This is a genomic window from Streptomyces sp. NPDC041796, assembly GCF_055590785.1.
Genome location: NZ_JBVJAH010000009.1, coordinates 57,199 through 73,870 on the forward strand (window position 1 = coordinate 57,199; position 16,672 = coordinate 73,870).

General features: G+C 72.3%; 14 protein-coding genes. 9 read left to right on the forward strand and 5 right to left on the reverse strand.

Features of this window, described 5'->3' with window-relative positions:
* Positions 1-40: 40 nt before the first annotated feature.
* Complete coding sequence (locus tag ACZ6C1_RS19520) at positions 41-1,678, reverse strand: FAD-binding oxidoreductase (protein WP_469242361.1); 1,638 nt, start codon at positions 1,676-1,678, stop codon at positions 41-43.
* Positions 1,679-1,812: 134 nt separating this feature from the next.
* Here ACZ6C1_RS19520 and ACZ6C1_RS19525 point away from each other — a divergent pair, with 134 nt between their 5' ends.
* On the forward strand, positions 1,813-2,328 hold the full coding sequence (locus tag ACZ6C1_RS19525; protein ID WP_469242630.1) for a DUF2165 domain-containing protein: 516 nt from the start codon (positions 1,813-1,815) through the stop codon (positions 2,326-2,328).
* A gap of 13 nt (positions 2,329-2,341) precedes the next feature.
* On the opposite strand, the gene ACZ6C1_RS19530 is transcribed toward ACZ6C1_RS19525, so the two are convergent.
* Positions 2,342-3,877 (reverse strand): sensor histidine kinase, encoded by a 1,536-nt coding sequence (locus ACZ6C1_RS19530; RefSeq protein WP_469242362.1) that lies wholly within the window; start codon positions 3,875-3,877, stop codon positions 2,342-2,344.
* Between the two features lie 16 nt (positions 3,878-3,893).
* Positions 3,894-4,622 (reverse strand): response regulator transcription factor, encoded by a 729-nt coding sequence (locus tag ACZ6C1_RS19535; protein ID WP_469242363.1) that lies wholly within the window; start codon positions 4,620-4,622, stop codon positions 3,894-3,896.
* Between the two features lie 324 nt (positions 4,623-4,946).
* Here ACZ6C1_RS19535 and ACZ6C1_RS19540 point away from each other — a divergent pair, with 324 nt between their 5' ends.
* The 3 genes from ACZ6C1_RS19540 to ACZ6C1_RS19550 all read left to right on the forward strand — a co-directional run bounded on the left by ACZ6C1_RS19540 (position 4,947) and on the right by ACZ6C1_RS19550 (position 8,821).
* On the forward strand, positions 4,947-5,540 hold the full coding sequence (locus ACZ6C1_RS19540) for a carbonic anhydrase (RefSeq protein WP_469242364.1): 594 nt from the start codon (positions 4,947-4,949) through the stop codon (positions 5,538-5,540).
* 40 nt (positions 5,541-5,580) lie between these two features.
* A complete protein-coding gene (locus ACZ6C1_RS19545) occupies positions 5,581-7,317 on the forward strand; it encodes a SulP family inorganic anion transporter (protein WP_469242365.1) in 1,737 nt (578 codons plus the stop codon).
* Positions 7,318-7,474: 157 nt separating this feature from the next.
* Positions 7,475-8,821 (forward strand): UDP-glucose dehydrogenase family protein, encoded by a 1,347-nt coding sequence (locus tag ACZ6C1_RS19550; RefSeq protein WP_469242366.1) that lies wholly within the window; start codon positions 7,475-7,477, stop codon positions 8,819-8,821.
* A gap of 31 nt (positions 8,822-8,852) precedes the next feature.
* Here ACZ6C1_RS19550 and ACZ6C1_RS19555 read toward each other — a convergent pair whose 3' ends face one another.
* Positions 8,853-9,449 carry a Type-2Aa cytolytic delta-endotoxin gene (locus ACZ6C1_RS19555; protein WP_469242367.1) on the reverse strand — a complete coding sequence of 199 codons (597 nt, stop codon included), beginning with the start codon at positions 9,447-9,449 and terminating at the stop codon, positions 8,853-8,855.
* Between the two features lie 352 nt (positions 9,450-9,801).
* On the opposite strand from ACZ6C1_RS19555, the gene ACZ6C1_RS19560 reads away from it, so the two are divergent.
* Positions 9,802-10,905, forward strand: coding sequence for a glycoside hydrolase family 5 protein (locus ACZ6C1_RS19560; protein ID WP_469242368.1), 1,104 nt, complete (start codon positions 9,802-9,804; stop codon positions 10,903-10,905).
* 135 nt (positions 10,906-11,040) lie between these two features.
* The gene (locus ACZ6C1_RS19565) at positions 11,041-11,784 is read left to right on the forward strand and encodes a PIG-L deacetylase family protein (protein WP_469242369.1); all 744 of its coding nucleotides are present in this window, start codon (positions 11,041-11,043) and stop codon (positions 11,782-11,784) included.
* Here the strand turns inward: ACZ6C1_RS19565 and ACZ6C1_RS19570 are convergent.
* Complete coding sequence (locus ACZ6C1_RS19570; RefSeq protein ID WP_469242370.1) at positions 11,774-13,201, reverse strand: pyridoxal phosphate-dependent aminotransferase; 1,428 nt, start codon at positions 13,199-13,201, stop codon at positions 11,774-11,776. The two genes, ACZ6C1_RS19565 and ACZ6C1_RS19570, sit on opposite strands and share 11 nt — an antisense overlap.
* Before the next feature lie 226 nt (positions 13,202-13,427).
* On the opposite strand from ACZ6C1_RS19570, the gene ACZ6C1_RS19575 reads away from it, so the two are divergent.
* The 3 genes from ACZ6C1_RS19575 to ACZ6C1_RS19585 are packed head-to-tail and all read left to right on the forward strand — an operon-like array spanning position 13,428 to position 16,629.
* Entirely contained in the window at positions 13,428-14,396 is a 969-nt protein-coding gene (locus ACZ6C1_RS19575) for an NADPH:quinone oxidoreductase family protein (protein WP_469242371.1), read from the forward strand.
* Positions 14,393-15,574, forward strand: a complete 1,182-nt coding sequence (locus ACZ6C1_RS19580) for an acyl-CoA dehydrogenase family protein (protein ID WP_469242372.1) — start codon at positions 14,393-14,395, stop codon at positions 15,572-15,574. Before ACZ6C1_RS19575 ends, ACZ6C1_RS19580 begins: the two co-directional genes overlap by 4 nt.
* Positions 15,553-16,629 (forward strand): acyl-CoA dehydrogenase family protein, encoded by a 1,077-nt coding sequence (locus ACZ6C1_RS19585; protein ID WP_469242373.1) that lies wholly within the window; start codon positions 15,553-15,555, stop codon positions 16,627-16,629. Before ACZ6C1_RS19580 ends, ACZ6C1_RS19585 begins: the two co-directional genes overlap by 22 nt.
* Positions 16,630-16,672 lie beyond the last annotated feature (43 nt).

Consider the following 16,672-nt stretch of genomic DNA (forward strand, 5'->3'; position numbering starts at 1 on the left):
GCCCCCCGGGAAGGGGCGAACCGGTGACCGTGGCCGTGCCTCAGAAGGTCTGGGCGTGACGGAAGAGGCGACCGGGATCGTAGGTCTTCTTCACCTTCACCAGACGGTCGATGTTGGCGCCGTAGTAGGCGCGGCGCCAGTCCCTCAGCGCCGGGTCCGTGTAGTTCTGGTACGCCTGCCCGCTCGCCCACGGCCGCATCACGTCGTACGTGGTGTCCAGCCACGCCCGGTGCCGGGCGACCGTCGCCGCGGGGGCGCGGTCGGGCCAGGAGACGATGTACTGGGCCAGGAAGAGCGCGTCACGGTGGACGAACGCGGTGTCGGCCGGCCGTACCCGGTTCGCCGCGCCGCCCATCGCGTCCAGCGCGATGCTGCCCGCCCCGCCGCCGCTGAGCCGCGCCAGCTGTTCCACACGGGCGATCAGCGCCTTGACGCCGTCGGCGGGGATGGGGCGCGTGTAGAAGTCGGAGCGCGCCGTGTACGACTCGCGCGCCACCCTGCCCTGCGGGGTGCGCCCCGGCAGGGACCCCTTCTGGTGGGCCTGCGCGATGGTCCAGCCCGAGACCCCGCCCATGACCTTCATCGCGTCCATGAACGGGCGGGTACGGATCGACTCCGACGTGGGCGCCGCGCCGATGGCGTCTGCCAGCCGGTCGAGCCGGTTCTCCAGGTCCGCCCGGCCCGTGAGGGCGAGACCGCCGACCCGGACCGACCCGGGCCGCCCGCCCACCGGCGCGGCCAGGTGGAGGTTCGCCCAGATCCCGTCCGGCGCGGTGGGCGCCCACCGCTGCCACTCCCGCACCACGGCGGCCGCCCGCGACCACGGCCATTTCAGGAAGAAGGTGGTGCACTCGGGCGCGGCGTGCGTACGCATCCGCAGTTCGGTGACGACACCGAACTGGGCGTTGCCGCCGCCTCGCAGCGCCCAGAACAGATCGGGGTCACGCTTGGCGTCCACGTCCCGTATCCGGCCGTCGGCGGTCACGATCCTGGCCCCGGTGACGCTGTCGCTGGTCAGGCCATAGGCCCGGCTGACGACACCGATGCCGCCGCCGAGCGCCAGCCCGGCGACGCCCACGGTGGGGCAGGACCCGGCGGGCACGGTCCGGCCACGGGCCGTCAGCCGGTCGTAGACGTCGATGAGTTTGGCGCCCGCGCCGATCGTCGCGGTGCCGCCCGACAGCGAGACGGACGCCATCCGCTGCACGTCCACGATCAGACCCGGTCCGGACGACCAGCCCGCGTACGAATGCCCCCCGCTGCGCACCGCCACGGGCACGCCGTGCCGGCGGGCGAACGCCAGGCAGCCGCGGACGTCCTCGGGCCGGGCGCAGTACGCGATCCCGGCGGGACGCACGGCGTCGAACCGGGGGCTGAAGAGCGTACGGGCCACGTCGTAGTCCCGGTCGCCCGGCCGGACTAGTGTTCCGTCCAGCCCCTTGGCGAGCGCCGCCCAGTCCGCCGCGCGGGGCGCGCCTGCCGCCCTGGCCGCCGCCCCGACACCCGCACCCGGGCCCGCCGCCCCGGCGCCCGCGCCCGGCGCCCGGGTGCCCGCCATCCCCGTGAGGAACGCCCCCGAGACCGCGGCGGCGGCGCCCGCCCCCAGCAGGCGCCGACGGCTCGCCCCGCCTCCGGATTCCGTCCGTGTGCCGCTTCCCTGTGTCGTCGTCCGGTTCATCGTCCGTTCCCCACTGCAGTGTTGACCTGTCGCACGGAGGATGATGAAAAGAAGCGGACCGAGGTTGCGCGCAACCATCCGGCTGACGAGGGGAATTCAACGTGTCAGGCACCACCGAACGCACCGGTACCCCGATGGACCGGCTTCTCCGGCCGGGCACTCTGCCCGTCGCCGCGGCCGCTCTGACGGGAACCGTCGCGCTGTCCATGGTCCTGGTGGCCTTCGGCAACATCACCGACTTCGGCACCAACCAGCAGTTCGTCCAGCACGTCCTGGCCATGGACACCACGTTCACGGACCCGCAATTGATGTGGCGTGCGGTCACCTCGCCCACCCTGCAGAACGCGGCGTACCTCGCCATCATCGGCTGGGAGGTCCTCACCGCGTCGGTGCTCGTGCTCGCCACGTGGCTGTGGGCGGTGGGGCTGCGGCGGAACGCCTACGACCGTGCCCGCCGGGCGAGCACGGCCGGCCTGGTGATGGTGCTGCTGTTGTTCGGTCTCGGCTTCTTCGGCATAGGGGGAGAGTGGTTCGCCATGTGGCAGTCCTCCGACTGGAACGGGCTGGACTCGGCGTTGCGTTACGTCGTCCTGGCGGCGTTCGCCCTGATCGTGGTTCACCTGCCGACCGGGACACGCCCGGGGGAGTGACCAGGGCGCCCGGTCACGGGCGGGGCGTGGTGCGCGGGTGCGGCCTGCCCCGGAGGCGGGGCGTGGGGACGGCCCTCCGGGCGGGCCACTGGATCAGCGACTCGACCCGCCCGGGGACGGACCCGGTACCGCTGCGGGACGGGATCGAGGGCAGCCGCACCACCGCGTCGACGCCGCCGCGGGCGGCCTCCTCCAGAGCGGCGTGGCCGCCGCTCGCGACAGCGAGGCGCTGGACCAGGGACAGGCCGAGGCCGCTGCCCCCCTCGGTCGAGCCGGGAGCGCGCCAGAACCGGTCGAAGGCGCGTTCCCGGTGTTCCGGGGGCATGCCGGGACCCTCGTCGATGACATGCAACTCCGCCCATACCGGCCGGTGTTCGCGCGGGGAGCGGCGTGCCGGTCGGGGGAGGCGGCGGTCCAGGAGCACCACGGACCCGGGGCGCGAGACACGAAGGGCGTTGGAGAGCAGGTTGTCCAGGATCTGTTCCACCGCTCCGGGAACGGCGAGGGCCTGCCCGGCGTGCTCGACGCCCAGTGCCAGTCGGCAGCCCCGCTCCTCGAACACGGGCGTCCAGGTCTGTACCCGGTCGACGGCCACGCGGTCGAGGTCGACGGGCACGCGCATGACGGCCTTCTCGTCGAGCCGTGCCATCGCCAGCAGTCCCTCGACCATCCGGGCCAGTCGTTCCGTCTCGGTCATCGCCGCCGTCAGGCCGGTCCTGGCATGGGCGGCCACATCGGGCTCCAGGTTGTCCAGGCGCAGCCGGAGGGCGGCCAGGGGAGTCTTCAGCTGGTGCGAGGCCTCCCCGGCGAAGGCGCGCTGCGATGCGAGCAGGTGCTCCAGGCGGGCGGCGGTCTCGTTGAAGGTGACCGCCAGCCTCCGTACCTCGGGCGGGCCGGTCGACGTGGCCAGGGTCGCCCGCACCGAGAGGTCGCCCTCGGCGAGGCGGGCGGTCGCCCGTTCCAGTTCGAGGACGGGTCGGCTCGTCCAGCGGGCCAGCCAGAACGCCACGGCGACCACGGCCGTCAGGGCGACCAGCCCCACCGCGGCGAGGGTCAGCCACACACCGTGGACCCGCCGGCGCACCATGTCGGTGGGGAGTGTGACGCGTACCGCGCCGAAGCGGGAGGCGCCCAGTGGCACCGGTGCCGCGGCGGCGAGCACACGCACCCCGCCTACCGTCCCCATACGGACGTCGATGGCCGCCTGTCCGCGCAACGCGGACCGCACCTCCCGGCGGTCGGCCATGTCCCGCGCGGCGGAGGGCGTCAGCGCCCGTGAGGAGGCGGTGAGGCGGCCCTCGGTGTCGAAGACGAACGCCTCTCCGCCGATGCGTTCCGCGCAGTGCGCCACCCGGTCGGTCAGGGCCGCCGCCCGGCCGCCCGCCAGAGAGACGGCGGCGTAGGCCGCGAGGGATTCCGCCTCGTCCTCGGCGGCCCGGGTGGCCCGCTGGTGCTCGGCCCGGCCGTAGACGATGCCCAACGGCACCTCCAGGCACAGCAGAACCAGCAGGGCCACCGTCAGATGGGTCAGGAGCAGGCGTCGCGTCATGTCGGGTCGGCGCCCGTCAGCCGTGCGACGCCGGGACGACGAGGCGGAATCCCACACCCCGTACCGTGTGGATCCAGCCGGGATCGCCCAGTTTGCGCCGCAGCGCCGCCACATGGACGTCGAGGGTCTTGGTGGGGCCGTGGAAGTGCGGGTCCCACACCTCGTCGAGGATCTGCTGGCGCGAGTACACCGCTCCCGGGTCCTGCGCCAGCAGCGCCAGCAGGTCGAACTCCTTGGGCGTCAGCGCCATCAGGGCGTCCCCCACCCATGCCTGGCGGGTCCGCCGGTCCACCACCAGGGCGCCCAGGCGCCGCGGCCCGTCGGGGCGGTCGGCAGCGGGCCCCGGCGCGTGTGCGGTGGTGGGGAGGGCCGTGTGGTCGGGGTGACCCGTGGCGGCGCGCGTGCGGCGGGTCACGGCGCGGATGCGGGCGATGAGCTCCCGCATGCTGAAAGGTTTCGCCAGGTAGTCGTCGGCTCCCATCTCCAGGCCCACCACCCGGTCGGCCTCCTCGCCGCGGGCGGTCAGCATGATGATCGGTACGTGCGAGACCTGCCGGATCCGGCGGCAGACGTCGATCCCGTCCATGTCCGGCAGGCCGAGGTCCAGCAGCACGATGTCCCCGAACGGACCGGCGAGCGCGGCTCCGCCCGTCGCCACCCGCCCGACCGTCAGTCCGTAGCGGGAGAGACCCTCGGCCAGTGGTTCGGCGATGGTCGTGTCATCCTCGATGAGCAGCACCCGCATGAGTCGTTCCCGTCCTTCCGGTCCCCACCGTTGCGAAGCCGCCGCACGGCACCCGGAACGCGCCAACTACCAGGCACTGAATGCCTGTTCGGATTCCGCACCGTACAACAGGACCGGCCGCCGCACGCCGTCTCACGGGCTCTTCGAGCGATAGCTCACACAATCCCGCGGGCCCAAAACTGGGCGGCTGCTGGAAACGTATTAACCAAACGCTGGCCTGCGCCTTGAACACGCCTTCCTAGTGTCGTCCGCACAGCCCGCAGGCACCCCGACGCCCCGCACGGCGCTCGGAACCCCTGCGGCGTCCGTCGACCAGGAGGACACATGCAGGCCCTTCTCGACCACGCCCGTTCCTTCCACCAGCAGGTCGCCGACGCCTCGGACACCTACCGGCGCCTCGCCGACGGCCAGTCCCCACAGGCGCTCGTCATCAGCTGCTCCGACTCCAGGGTCGTCCCGGCCCACATCACCGGTGCGCGTCCCGGCCAGATCTTCGAGCTGCGCAACGCGGGCAACATCGTTCCGCCCCGCTGGGCGGCCGACGTGTCCGGTGAGGTGGCGACCATCGAGTACGCGCTCGAAGTGCTCGGCATCCGCGACATCGTCATCTGCGGCCATTCCCACTGCGGCGCGATGAGCGCCCTCGCCTCGGGGAGCGACCTCTCGCTCCTCCCGGGTGTCGACGCGTGGCTCTCGCTCGTCCGCCCCGCGCTCGCCTCACGCACGACCGGGGACAGCGACTCCCTGGAACGGCTGGTGCAGCTCAACGTGGTGCATCAGCTCGCGACACTGGGCACGTACCCCGTCGTCCGACGGCTCCTGGACGACGACGAGCTACGGCTCCACGGCTGGTACTACCGCATCGACAGCGGCGTCCTGCACGAACTGGGCGAGGACGGCGGGTTCGCACCCCACTGACCCGCCCTGCCCGAACCCCCCACGCGCAAGGAGCCCCCGCATGTCGTCCCCGTCCCCGCCCCGGCAGCGTGCCCGGCACGCACGCCCCACCGGCCGCACCGGCCCCCGCTCCGCCGTACGGACACCCGCCCCCTCCGTCCCTTCCACCGCCGGACCGGCCGCTCCCGCCGCCACCCCCGCACCGTCGGTGGCGGTCCCGAGCCTCGCCGCCGAACTGCGCGGCGCGCACCTCGGTACGGAGATCACCGCCTCGTTCGTCGTCTTCCTGGTCGCCCTGCCGCTGTGCATCGGCGTCGCCGTGGCCTCCGGCGCCCCGCCCGAACTGGGCATCGTCTCCGGCATCGTGGGCGGCCTGGTGGTCGGCCTCATGCGCGGCAGCGCACTCCAGGTGAGCGGCCCCGCCGCAGGTCTCGCGGCCCTGGTCGCCGAGGCCGTACTGGAGCACGGTCTGGCGATGCTCGGCATCATCGTCCTGATCAGCGGACTGCTCCAGATCGCCCTCGCACTCATCCGGCTGGGCCGGATGTTCCAGGCGATCTCGGTCGCGGTGGTCCAGGGCATGCTCGCCGGGATAGGCCTGCCTCTGATGATCGGCCAGTCGTACGTGCTGGCGGACGCCAAGGCGCCGGGCACACCGGTGGAGAACCTGCTGGGGCTGCCGGGACTGGTCGTCGCCACCTTCGGGAAGCCGGAGGCCCTCGTCGCGGCGGCCCTCGGTACGGCGACCGTGGTGCTCAGTTTCCTCTGGAAGAAGGTGCCCGGCCCGGTGAGCCGGGTACCGGCCGCGCTCGTCGCGGTCGTCCTGGGCATGGGCGTCGCCGCGCTGCCCGGAGTCACCATCAACACCCTGCAAGTGGGCGACCTGCTGGGATCGATCCGGCTGCCCGGCCCGGAGCAACTCGCGGGGCTCGCGGACCCGGCGGTCATCGCCACCATCCTCACCTTCACCGTGATCGCGTCGGCGGAGAGCCTGTTCACCGCCGCCGCCGTGGACCGCATGCACTCCGGACCGCGCACCCGCTACAACGTCGAACTGTTCTCCCAGGGCGTCGGCAACACCGTCTGCGGCGCCCTGGGCGCCCTCCCCATGACGGCCGTCGTCGCCCGCAGCTCCGCCAACGTCCAGGCCGGAGCGCGCACCCGGCTGTCGCGCACCCTGCACGGCCTGTGGCTCCTCGCCTTCGCCCTCCTGCTGCCCGGTCTGCTGGCCCTCATCCCGATCACCGTCCTCGCCGGCGTCCTCGTCCACAGCGGATGGAAGCTGTTCGCACCGGAACAGTTCCGGCTGCTGTGGAAGCAGGACCGTGGAGAAGCCGTCGTCATGGGGGTCACCACCCTCGCCATCTTCGGTACGGCGCTGCTGGAAGGCGTACTGATCGGCCTCGCGGCAGGGACCCTGCTGGCGGTGCTGCGCATGTCGCGGACGACCCTGAGGCAGACGAACCACGGCGGGACGGCGCAGCTCACCATCACCGGCAGCGCCACGTTCGTCCGGCTCCCGCGGCTGCTGGAGGCGCTGGAAGCCATCGAGGCGCTCGTGGCGGCGGGGACGCGCCGGATCCGCCTCGACCTGACGGCCATGACGCACCTGGATCACGCCTGCCGGACGCAGATCGACGAGTTCGTGGACCAGCAGCGCAAGACCGGAACCGTACGCGTCGAACTGCTGCTGCCGCACACCACCGAAGCTGTGGGAGCCGGGGGCCATCAGCGGGGCGACGGTGACGGGGACCGGGACGGGGACGGATTCGCCTGGTTCGCCGACACCAGAAGCTGACGGCGGAAGCCACACCACCGCCGGTCACCGGTCGCCGGTCGCCCGTCACCCGGACGGCCGGGACCGGTGGCCCGGCGGTGTGCGGGGCTGCAAGCTGGCGTTTCCGCGTATGGAGCGGCAGCAGTTGCTGGTATCGCCGGGGTGTCGGGAGAGTCACGTGCGGGTCGCCATCGTCGGGCAGGGCTATGTCGGAGTGACCGGGGCTGTCGCCCTCGCCCGGCAGGGGCATCACGTGACCGGCATCGAGCGTGAGCCGGCCCGGCTGGCCGCGCTGGAGGCGGGCCGTGCACCGGTGTCCGAGCCGGGCCTCCAGGAGGAGCTGTCGCTGGCCCGCGAGACCGGGCGGCTGACCTTCGCGTCGGACCTGGCGCACACACACCTCAGACAGCCCTTCGAGGTCGTCCTGATCACCGTGGGCACACCGCCCGACGAGACCGGGGCCGCCGACCTGTCACAAGTGACGTCCGCCCTCGCGGAGGTGGCGGCCCTGCTGCCGCCGCCGGCGGCCGTGGTGCTGAAGTCCACGGTCCCGCCCGGCACCAGCGCCCGGCTCCTCCAGGCACACCCCCAGATGCGCGACCGCTACGCCTACAACCCCGAGTTCCTCAACCAGGGCAGTGCCCTGGACGACTGGACGACCCCGTCCCGGACGGTGGTGGGCCTCTGGTCGCAGGACGCGCTGCCGGTGCTGCACCGCCTGTACGGGGAGTTGAACTGCCCATGGGTGGTGACCACCCCCGACACCGCCGAGATGATCAAGTACGCCAGCAACACCTTCCTCGCCATGAAGCTCAGCTTCGCCAACGAGTTCGCACGGCTGTGCGCCGCGCCGGATCTCGACATCGACAAGGTGATGCAGGGGGCGGGGCTCGATCCGCGGATCGGTCACGCCTTCCTCCAGCCGGGGCTCGGTTTCGGGGATTCGTGCCTGCCCAAGGACACCGCGGCGCTGGCGTTCTGGGCGGACGGCCGGGGAGTGCCGACGCCCCTGCTCGACGCGACGATCGCCGTCAACCGCGCACAGCCCGGGCTGGTGCGCGACATCCTGCGCGAGGAGCTGGGCGAGCAGCTGGCCGGTTGTGAGATCGCCGTCCTCGGAGCCCGCTACGAGCCGTGGAGCGACGACATGCGCGCGGCGCCCAGCCGGGTCCTCGTCCCCCAGCTGGTCGCGGAGGCGGCGGCCGTCCGGGTCTGGGATCCCGCGATGGACCCCGAACAGCTGCTGCGGCTCTTCCCCGGCGCCCAGCCGTGCCCCGATCCGAGTACGGCCGTCCAGGGCGCCAGGGCGGCCGTCGTCCTCACGGAGTGGCCGGAGACCATCGAGGCCGACTGGTCCCTGATGGCCGCCCGCATGGCCCCGCCCGCGGTGGTCGTGGACGGGAAGAACTGCCTGCTGCCCGAGCGGCTGTCCGGCCTGCCTCTCACCTACCGGAGCATCGGCAACCGCCTCCCCGACCGCGTCGGCGCTCCCCCGGGGACGCCGCGCCCCGCGCCGAGCGCGTAGGCACGGCGGCCCCTCGGCCGCGTCGGGGTGGTCAGCCGGCGGACGGCGGCGTCCGCCGCACGGTGATGGCGTTGACGCGGATCGTGTACTGGGCCGTGTCGTCGACCGTCAGGGCCCGGACGCCCTCGGGGCTCAGGGCGACCGTCACATTGGCGCAGAAGGCGACGGCGTGGACGGAGTCGCCCGTCTCCTCGTCCTGGAGGGCGAACAACAGGTTGTAGTAGTAGCTGGTGTCGTCCGGTTCCTCCCGGTAGAAGGAGAGGTGGGTGCCCGTCTGTCCGTACAGCCCCACGAAGGCGTCGGTGAGCGCCTGTTCGGTCTTGTCCCAGAAGGCGGGGTTGGTGAACGGCTCCGGAAGGGCCTGGCGTACGGCCTCCTTGAGGGAGAGGACCATCACGCTGACGGGAGCGGTCTCCTGGAGACCCCAGCCCCGAATGATCTTCACGGTCGAGCTGTCGGGGATGGCGTTCGCCGCCCGGCTGATCTCGCCGAAGTCGAAGTCCACCGTCGCCGGGGCGATCGCGTGCTGGAACCGGGCCTCGATGCCCCGCGCCTGCTCCATGAAGGACGACCCCACCTCGAAGACCGGCCTGAAGGTCGTCTTCTCCGTGGCGATCCGGTCAACCATGGCTGCTCCTAGCATGTGGGAAGTGATCGCGCCCGGTCGGTCAGTATGCCGTTCCCGCGAACGTCCCTCGCACGGGTGTCCACAGCGCGGGCACCCCGCGGCCGTTCTCGGCCCAGGGGTCGTCGGGCGGTCTGCCCGCTTCGCGGTCGGCGCGGCCGTACGGCCTGCTGAAAGGTGTTGCCGTCGTCGTGGCCGTTGAGGCCGTGCGGCCTCGGTTCGCCCTTTCCCGGGCCGCCCCCGGGATCCCTTGACTTGTCATGAACCTTGCAAGCCGCAACTCCCGCCTGCTATTCATCGGTTAGGAAAGTTTCCTTCCAGTCTCGACTCCCGTCAACGCATCGGAGACCCCCACATGAGACCGGCACGGATCCGCCTCCGTCCCCTCGCCGGCGTCGGCACCCTCATCGCCGCGCTCCTCGTCGCCCTCGCCGCGATGACCACCCTCACCCTCCCCGCCGCCGCCACGACCGGAGCGGATCATGGAACGGTGAACCCCGCATCCGCCCCCACCGCCGCGACACCGGTCGCCGTCAACGGCAGGCTCAAGGTCTGCGGCACCAAGCTCTGCAACCAGGACGGCACCCCCGTCCAACTGCGCGGCATGTCCACGCACGGCCTGCAGTGGTACCGCCAGTGCGTCACCAACGCCTCGCTGAACGCCCTGGCCACCGACTGGCACGCGGACGTCCTGCGCATCTCGATGTACGTCCAGGAGGGCGGATACGAGACCGACCCGCGCGGCTACACCGACCTGGTCCACTCCATCATCGAACAGGCCACTTCACGAGGCATGTACGCCATCGTCGACTGGCACATGCTCAGCCCCGGCGACCCCCACCACAACCTGGGCCGCGCCAAGACGTTCTTCTCCGAGATCGCCCGCCGGCACGCGCACAAGAAGAACCTGCTGTACGAGATCGCCAACGAACCCAGCGGCGTCAGCTGGTCCCGCGTCAAGAGCTATGCCGAGGAACTGATCCCCGTCATCCGCGCCCATGACCCGCGTAGTCCCATTCTCGTCGGCACGCGCGCGTGGTCGTCGTTCGGCGTCTCGGAGGGATCCGACGAGAAGGAGGTCGTCGACAACCCGGTGCGCGCCTCCAACATCATGTACACGTTCCACTTCTACGCCGCCTCCCACCGCGACGCATACCTGAGCACCCTCTCCAGAGCGGCGGACCGACTGCCCGTCTTCGTCACCGAGTTCGGTACGCAGGACTACGCGGGCGAAGGCGCCGACGACTTCGCCATGGCGCAGCGGTATCTCGACCTGATGGCGAAGAAGAAGATCAGCTGGGTCAACTGGAACTTCTCCGACGACCACCGTTCCGGCGCCGTCTTCAGGACCGGCACGTGTGCGAACAACGGCCCCTGGACCGGAACCGGCTCGCTGAAGCCGGCCGGTGTCTGGATCCGTGACCGGATCAGGGCGGCGGACGGGACGTCCCCCCGCTGATCGTCCGGCGGCGCCCCGCCCGCACACCCCCATGGTGCGGGCGGGGCCCTGGGCGGGCGGCCCGAGGCCATGCCCGGTGAAAGGGGGCGGTGGGACACCCCGCCACGGCGGTGATCACGCCCGTATCCTGCCGCCATGACCGATCATCAGAACCACCAGCTCCAGCCGATGCCCGAGGACTGGCAGCGCGCCCTCGCCGTCGTCGCACACCCGGACGACCTCGAGTACGGGTGCTCCGCCGCCGTCGCCTCCTGGACCGACGGCGGCCGTGAGGTCGCCTATGTGCTCGCGACCCGCGGCGAGGCGGGCATCGACACCATCGATCCCGCCACGTGCGGGCCGTTGCGGGAGCGGGAGCAGCGGGCCAGTGCGGCGGTCGTCGGTGTGTCGGAGGTGGAATTCCTCGGCCACAAGGACGGCGTCATCGAATACGGTCTCGGCCTCCGTCGTGACATCGCCGCGGCGATCCGGCGCCACCGGCCCGAGCTCGTCATCACGCTCAACCACCGTGACACCTGGGGCGGGGTCGCCTGGAACACCCCCGACCACGTGGCCGTCGGCCGCGCCACCCTCGACGCGGCCGGCGACGCCGGGAACCGCTGGATCTTCCCGGAGCTGATCGAGCAGGGACTCGAACCGTGGGACGGCGTGCGCTGGGTGGCCGTCGCGGGTTCGTCCTCGCCGACGCACGCCGTCGACGCGACGCCCGGCCTGGAGCGGGCCGTACGGTCACTGCTGGAACACCGTGCCTACATCGAGGGTCTCACCGACCAGGATCCGGAGGAGTACTGCCGTGCGTTCCTCACCGGCAACGCCCAGGCCGCGGCGGCACGGTTCGGCGGGCGCCCGGCCGTGACCTTCGAGGTGTTCAGCCGCTGACCAGTCGGTCGACGGCGGCGGTACCGGAGGACGTATAACCCCTGGCCATGGCCATGGGGCCCACGACCGGTACCGCGGCGGGGGGTGCGGTGGGGGTCGCCGAGGCGGCCATCGGCGCGGGTGCGGGTGGCCCCAGAGGCATCGGCGTCCGCGCGGGCGCCAGGACCGGGGCCGACGCGGGGACGAGTTGCAGGCCGTGCGGAGCGCCCGCGACCGGCGCCCCCGCCACGGTCCCCGCCGGTGCGGCGAGCGGCGGCAGCGGGACCGGCCCCGGGGCCGGCTGCGCGGAGCCTCCGTACAGCACCTGCTCCAGCGCCGACACCAGCTGCCGCACCTCCTGCGGCGGGCGGACCACCAGCCGCAGGAAGCGGCTGGAGCTGCCCACCTTGTTGCCGCACTCCCGCACCAGCACGGCGTGTTCGGTCAGCAGCCGGTCGCGCAGTGCCGCCCCGTCCACGCCCACCGGCAGCCGTACGTACACGAAGTTGCCCTGCGAGGGGTAGACGGTCAGCCCGGACAGGGCCGAGAGCCGGGCGGTCATCTCCTGCCGGTCCTGCCGGGCCCGGCGCAGGCTCTCCTCGTACTCCTGGCGGTGCTCCTTGAGCATGAACACCACCGCCTCCGCGAAGGAGTTGAGGTTCCACTTCGGCAGCATGGAGCGGATCCGCCCGGCAAGCGACGGGTTGGCGACGAGGTAGCCGAAACGTACGCCGTGCAGACCGAAGTTCTTGCCGAGGCTGCGCAGCACGATCACATGCGGCCGCAGCACCGCCTCCTCGACGATGCTCGTCGCGGCGGCCGCGTCGGAGAATTCGAGGAACGACTCGTCGACCACCACCAGGTCCAGGTCCTGGAGGCTGTCGCACAGCGCCAGTACCTGGTCCTTGGCCAGCAGCCCGCCGTCCGGGTTGTTGGGGTTGCAGATGACGGCCGTACGGGACCCCCTGGTGCGGATGAACCGTACGAAGGCATCGGGATCGAGCCGGAAGCCGTGGGCCTCGGGCAGCAGCATCATGTCGACGCGCTTGCCGGTCTCCATGGGCTGGTCGGTCCACCGGCCGAAGGTCGGCACGGGCACCGCGAGGGACTCCCGGACGAGCAGGTGGTCGATCCAGGTGATCAGCTCGGTGGAGCCGTTGCCCATGGCGACGGTCTGCGGATTGAGCCCCAGGGTCTGGCACAGCTCGGCGGTGATGGTGTCCGCGCCGCTCGGGTAGTACGTGAGGATCTCTCTGAGGCGTCCGCCGAGCTGCTCGAACATCGCGGGAGTGGGGAAGTAGGGATTGCAGGGGATGCAGAAGTCGGTGATCCGGCCGGGGGCCCCGCCCGCGCCCCCGCCACCTGCCCGGTCGAGCATGGCGATCGAGGGGCTGTGTGCGGTGGACGCCCGGAAAAGCGTGGTGATGTCGCCGGCCATGGAACTGCCCTCCCTGCCCGAGGAAGGTCCGCACGGGGAGTGCGGACCGCCGATCCATACGGATACGGGAGGGGCGACGTTCAACGACCGAGGCGGGGCCGGCCGGGCTGTGCGCCTGTTCCGCCGTTGATGCCCCGGGGATGTTCCCCTCCCGGCAAGCGACCGCTTAGTATGCGGAGCAGTGTGACCCAGCGCGGTACTGCCCGACTCTTTGTGGAGGCCCTCGATGCAGGCATGGCGAGTACACCGGAACGGCGAGCCGGGCGAGGTGATGCGGCGCGAAGAGGTGGACCGGCCCACGCCCGGCGACGGGCAGCTCCTGCTCAAGGTCCGGGCCACGAACATCAACTTCCCCGACGCGCTGCTGTGCCGCGGCCACTACCAGGTACGGCCGCCGCTGCCCTTCACCCCCGGCGTGGAGATCTGCGGCGAGACCGAGGACGGCCGGCGGGTGATCGCCACGCCCGCCCTGCCCCACGGCGGGCTCGCCGAGTACGTCGTCGCCGACGAGGCCGCGGTCCTGCCCGCACCCGACGCGCTCGACGACGCCGAGGCCGCCGCCCTGCACATCGGCTACCAGACCGGCTGGTTCGGGCTGCACCGCCGCGCGGCCCTGAAGGAGGGTGAGACGCTCCTCGTCCACGCCGCGGCGGGCGGCGTCGGCAGCGCGGCCGTCCAGCTCGGCAAGGCGGCCGGCGCCACGGTCATCGGGGTCGTCGGCGGCGCCGCGAAGGCGGAGGCCGCGCGGCAGCTCGGCTGTGACGTCGTCATCGACCGGCACGCCGACGACATCGTCGCCGCGGTGAAGGAGGCCACCGGCGGCCGGGGCGCGGACGTGATCTACGACCCGGTCGGCGGCGACGCGTACACCAAGTCCGCCAAGTGCGTGGCCTTCGAGGGCCGGATCCTGATCGTCGGCTTCGCCAGTGGCGACATCCCGGCCCCCGCCCTCAACCACGCCCTCGTCAAGAACTACACGATCATGGGCCTGCACTGGGGCCTGTACAACCAGAAGGACCCCGGCGCGGTCCGCCACTGCCACGACACCCTGACCGAGTACGCGGCCAAGGGCCTGATCAAGCCGCTGATCAGCGACCGCGTCGCCTTCGAGGACGCGGCGGCCGCCGTCCAGCGCGTCGCCGACGGCACGACCACCGGCCGCCTGGTCGTCCTCCCGGAAGGAGCCGCCAAGTGACCGACGCCACCGAACTGCGCGCCCGCACACAGGAGTTGCTCACGGCGCACCCGCCCACCACCACGGACCGCACCGACTTCCTCAAGGCCCGCTTCGACGCCGGCCTCGCCTGGGTCCACTACCCCGTGGGCCTCGGAGGCCTTGACGCGCCTCGCTCCCTCCAGGCCGTCGTCGACGCCGAACTCGAGGCCGCCGGAGCCCCCGACAACGACCCGCGCCGCATCGGCATCGGCCTCGGTATGGCGGCCCCGACGATCCTCGCGTACGGCACCGAGGAGCAGAAGCGGCGCTTCCTCCGCCCCCTGTGGGTGGGGGAGGAGGTGTGGTGCCAGCTGTTCAGCGAACCCGGCGCCGGTTCCGACCTCGCCGCCCTCGGCACCCGCGCCGTCCGGGACGGCGACACCTGGGTGGTCAACGGCCAGAAGGTCTGGACGTCCAGCGCGCATGTGGCCCGCTGGGCCATCCTCATCGCCCGCACCGACCCCGACCTGCCCAAGCACCGGGGCATCACCTACTTCCTGTGCGACATGACCGACCCGGGCGTCGAGGTCCGGCCACTGCGCCAGATCACCGGCGAGGCGGAGTTCAACGAGGTCTTCCTCACCGACGTCCGCATCCCCGACGCGCACCGCCTCGGCGAGGTCGGCGACGGCTGGAAGGTCGCCCAGACCACGCTCAACAACGAGCGCGTCGCCATCGGCGGCGCCCGCATCCCGCGCGAGGGCGGCATGATCGGGACCGTCTCCCGGACCTGGCGCGACCGCCCCGAGCTGCGCACCCACGACCTCCATCAGCGGCTGCTCGACCTGTGGGTGGACGCAGAGGTCGCCCGGCTCACCGGTGAGCGGCTGCGGCAGCAGCTCGTCGCCGGACAGCCGGGCCCCGAGGGCAGCGGCATGAAACTCGCCTTCGCCCGTCTCAACCAGGAGATCAGCGGACTGGAGGTCGAGCTACTCGGCGAGGAGGGCCTGCTGTACGGGGACTGGACGATGCGCCGCCCCGAGCTGGTCGACTTCACCGGCCGCGACGCCGGCTACCGGTACCTGCGCTCCAAGGGCAATTCCATCGAGGGCGGTACGAGCGAAGTGCTGCTGAACATCGTCGCGGAACGCGTCCTCGGTCTGCCCTCCGAACCGCGCAACGACAAGGACGTCGCATGGAAGGACCTGGCGCGATGACCGACCTGCTGTACTCCGAGGCCGAGGGCGACCTTCGTGCCGCCGTACGCTCCCTGCTCGCCGGCCGCGCCGCCCCGGCCGACCTGACCGGCCGCGTCGAGGACGCCGGCGCCCATGACCCCGCCCTGTGGAAGGCGCTGGCCGCCGACATGGGCACGGCCGGGCTGCTCGTCCCCGAGAAGCTCGGCGGCCAGGGCGCGTCCCACCGCGAGGCCGCCGTCGTGCTGGAGGAACTCGGCCGCGCGGTGACGCCGGTCCCGTACCTCACCAGCTCCGTCGTCGCGACCGAGACACTGCTGGCGGTCCAGGCCGGTGACCTGCTCGGCGAGCTCGCCGCCGGGCGCAAGGTCGCGGTGCTCGCCGTCCCGCTCTCCGCCGGGCCCGGCCACGAGCCGGCGACCACCGGCACTGTCACCGGCGTGGCCGACGCCGCCCGGGCCGACGTCCTGCTCGTGGTGCGCCCCGACGGGCTGTACGCGGTCGACGCCGCCGACGCCAACGTCACGCCCCAGATCGCGCTCGACCTGACCCGCCCGCTCGCCACCGTGACCGCCGACGGCGGCGGGACCCGGCTCGCGGACTCCGGGGCCGCCCGCGACGCGGTGCGCCGGGGGCTTCTCGCCGGCGCCGGGCTGCTCGCCTCCGAGCAGCTCGGGGTGGCCGAGTGGTGCCTGGAGGAGACCGTCCGGCACACCCGCGAACGCCACCAGTTCAACCGGCCGGTCGGCTCCTTCCAGGCGCTCAAGCACCGGATGGCGCAGCTCTGGCTGGAGGTGGTGAACGCCCGCGCCGCCGCCCGCAACGCCGCCGACGCACTCGCCACGGGCAGCCCCGAGGCACCGCTCGCCGTGGCCGTCGCCCAGGTGTACTGCTCGCGCGTCGCGGTGCACGCCGCCGAGGAGTGCGTCCAACTGCACGGTGGCATCGGAATGACCTGGGAGCACCCGGCGCATCTCTACCTGAAGCGCGCCAAGTCCGGCCAGGTCGCCCTGGGATCGGCGGGACACCACAAGCGCACCCTCGCCGACCTGGTCGATCTCCCCGCCCCGGTGTGATCGAGTAAGGACCGCAAGAGCACCCACCCCTCTACATGCTGTT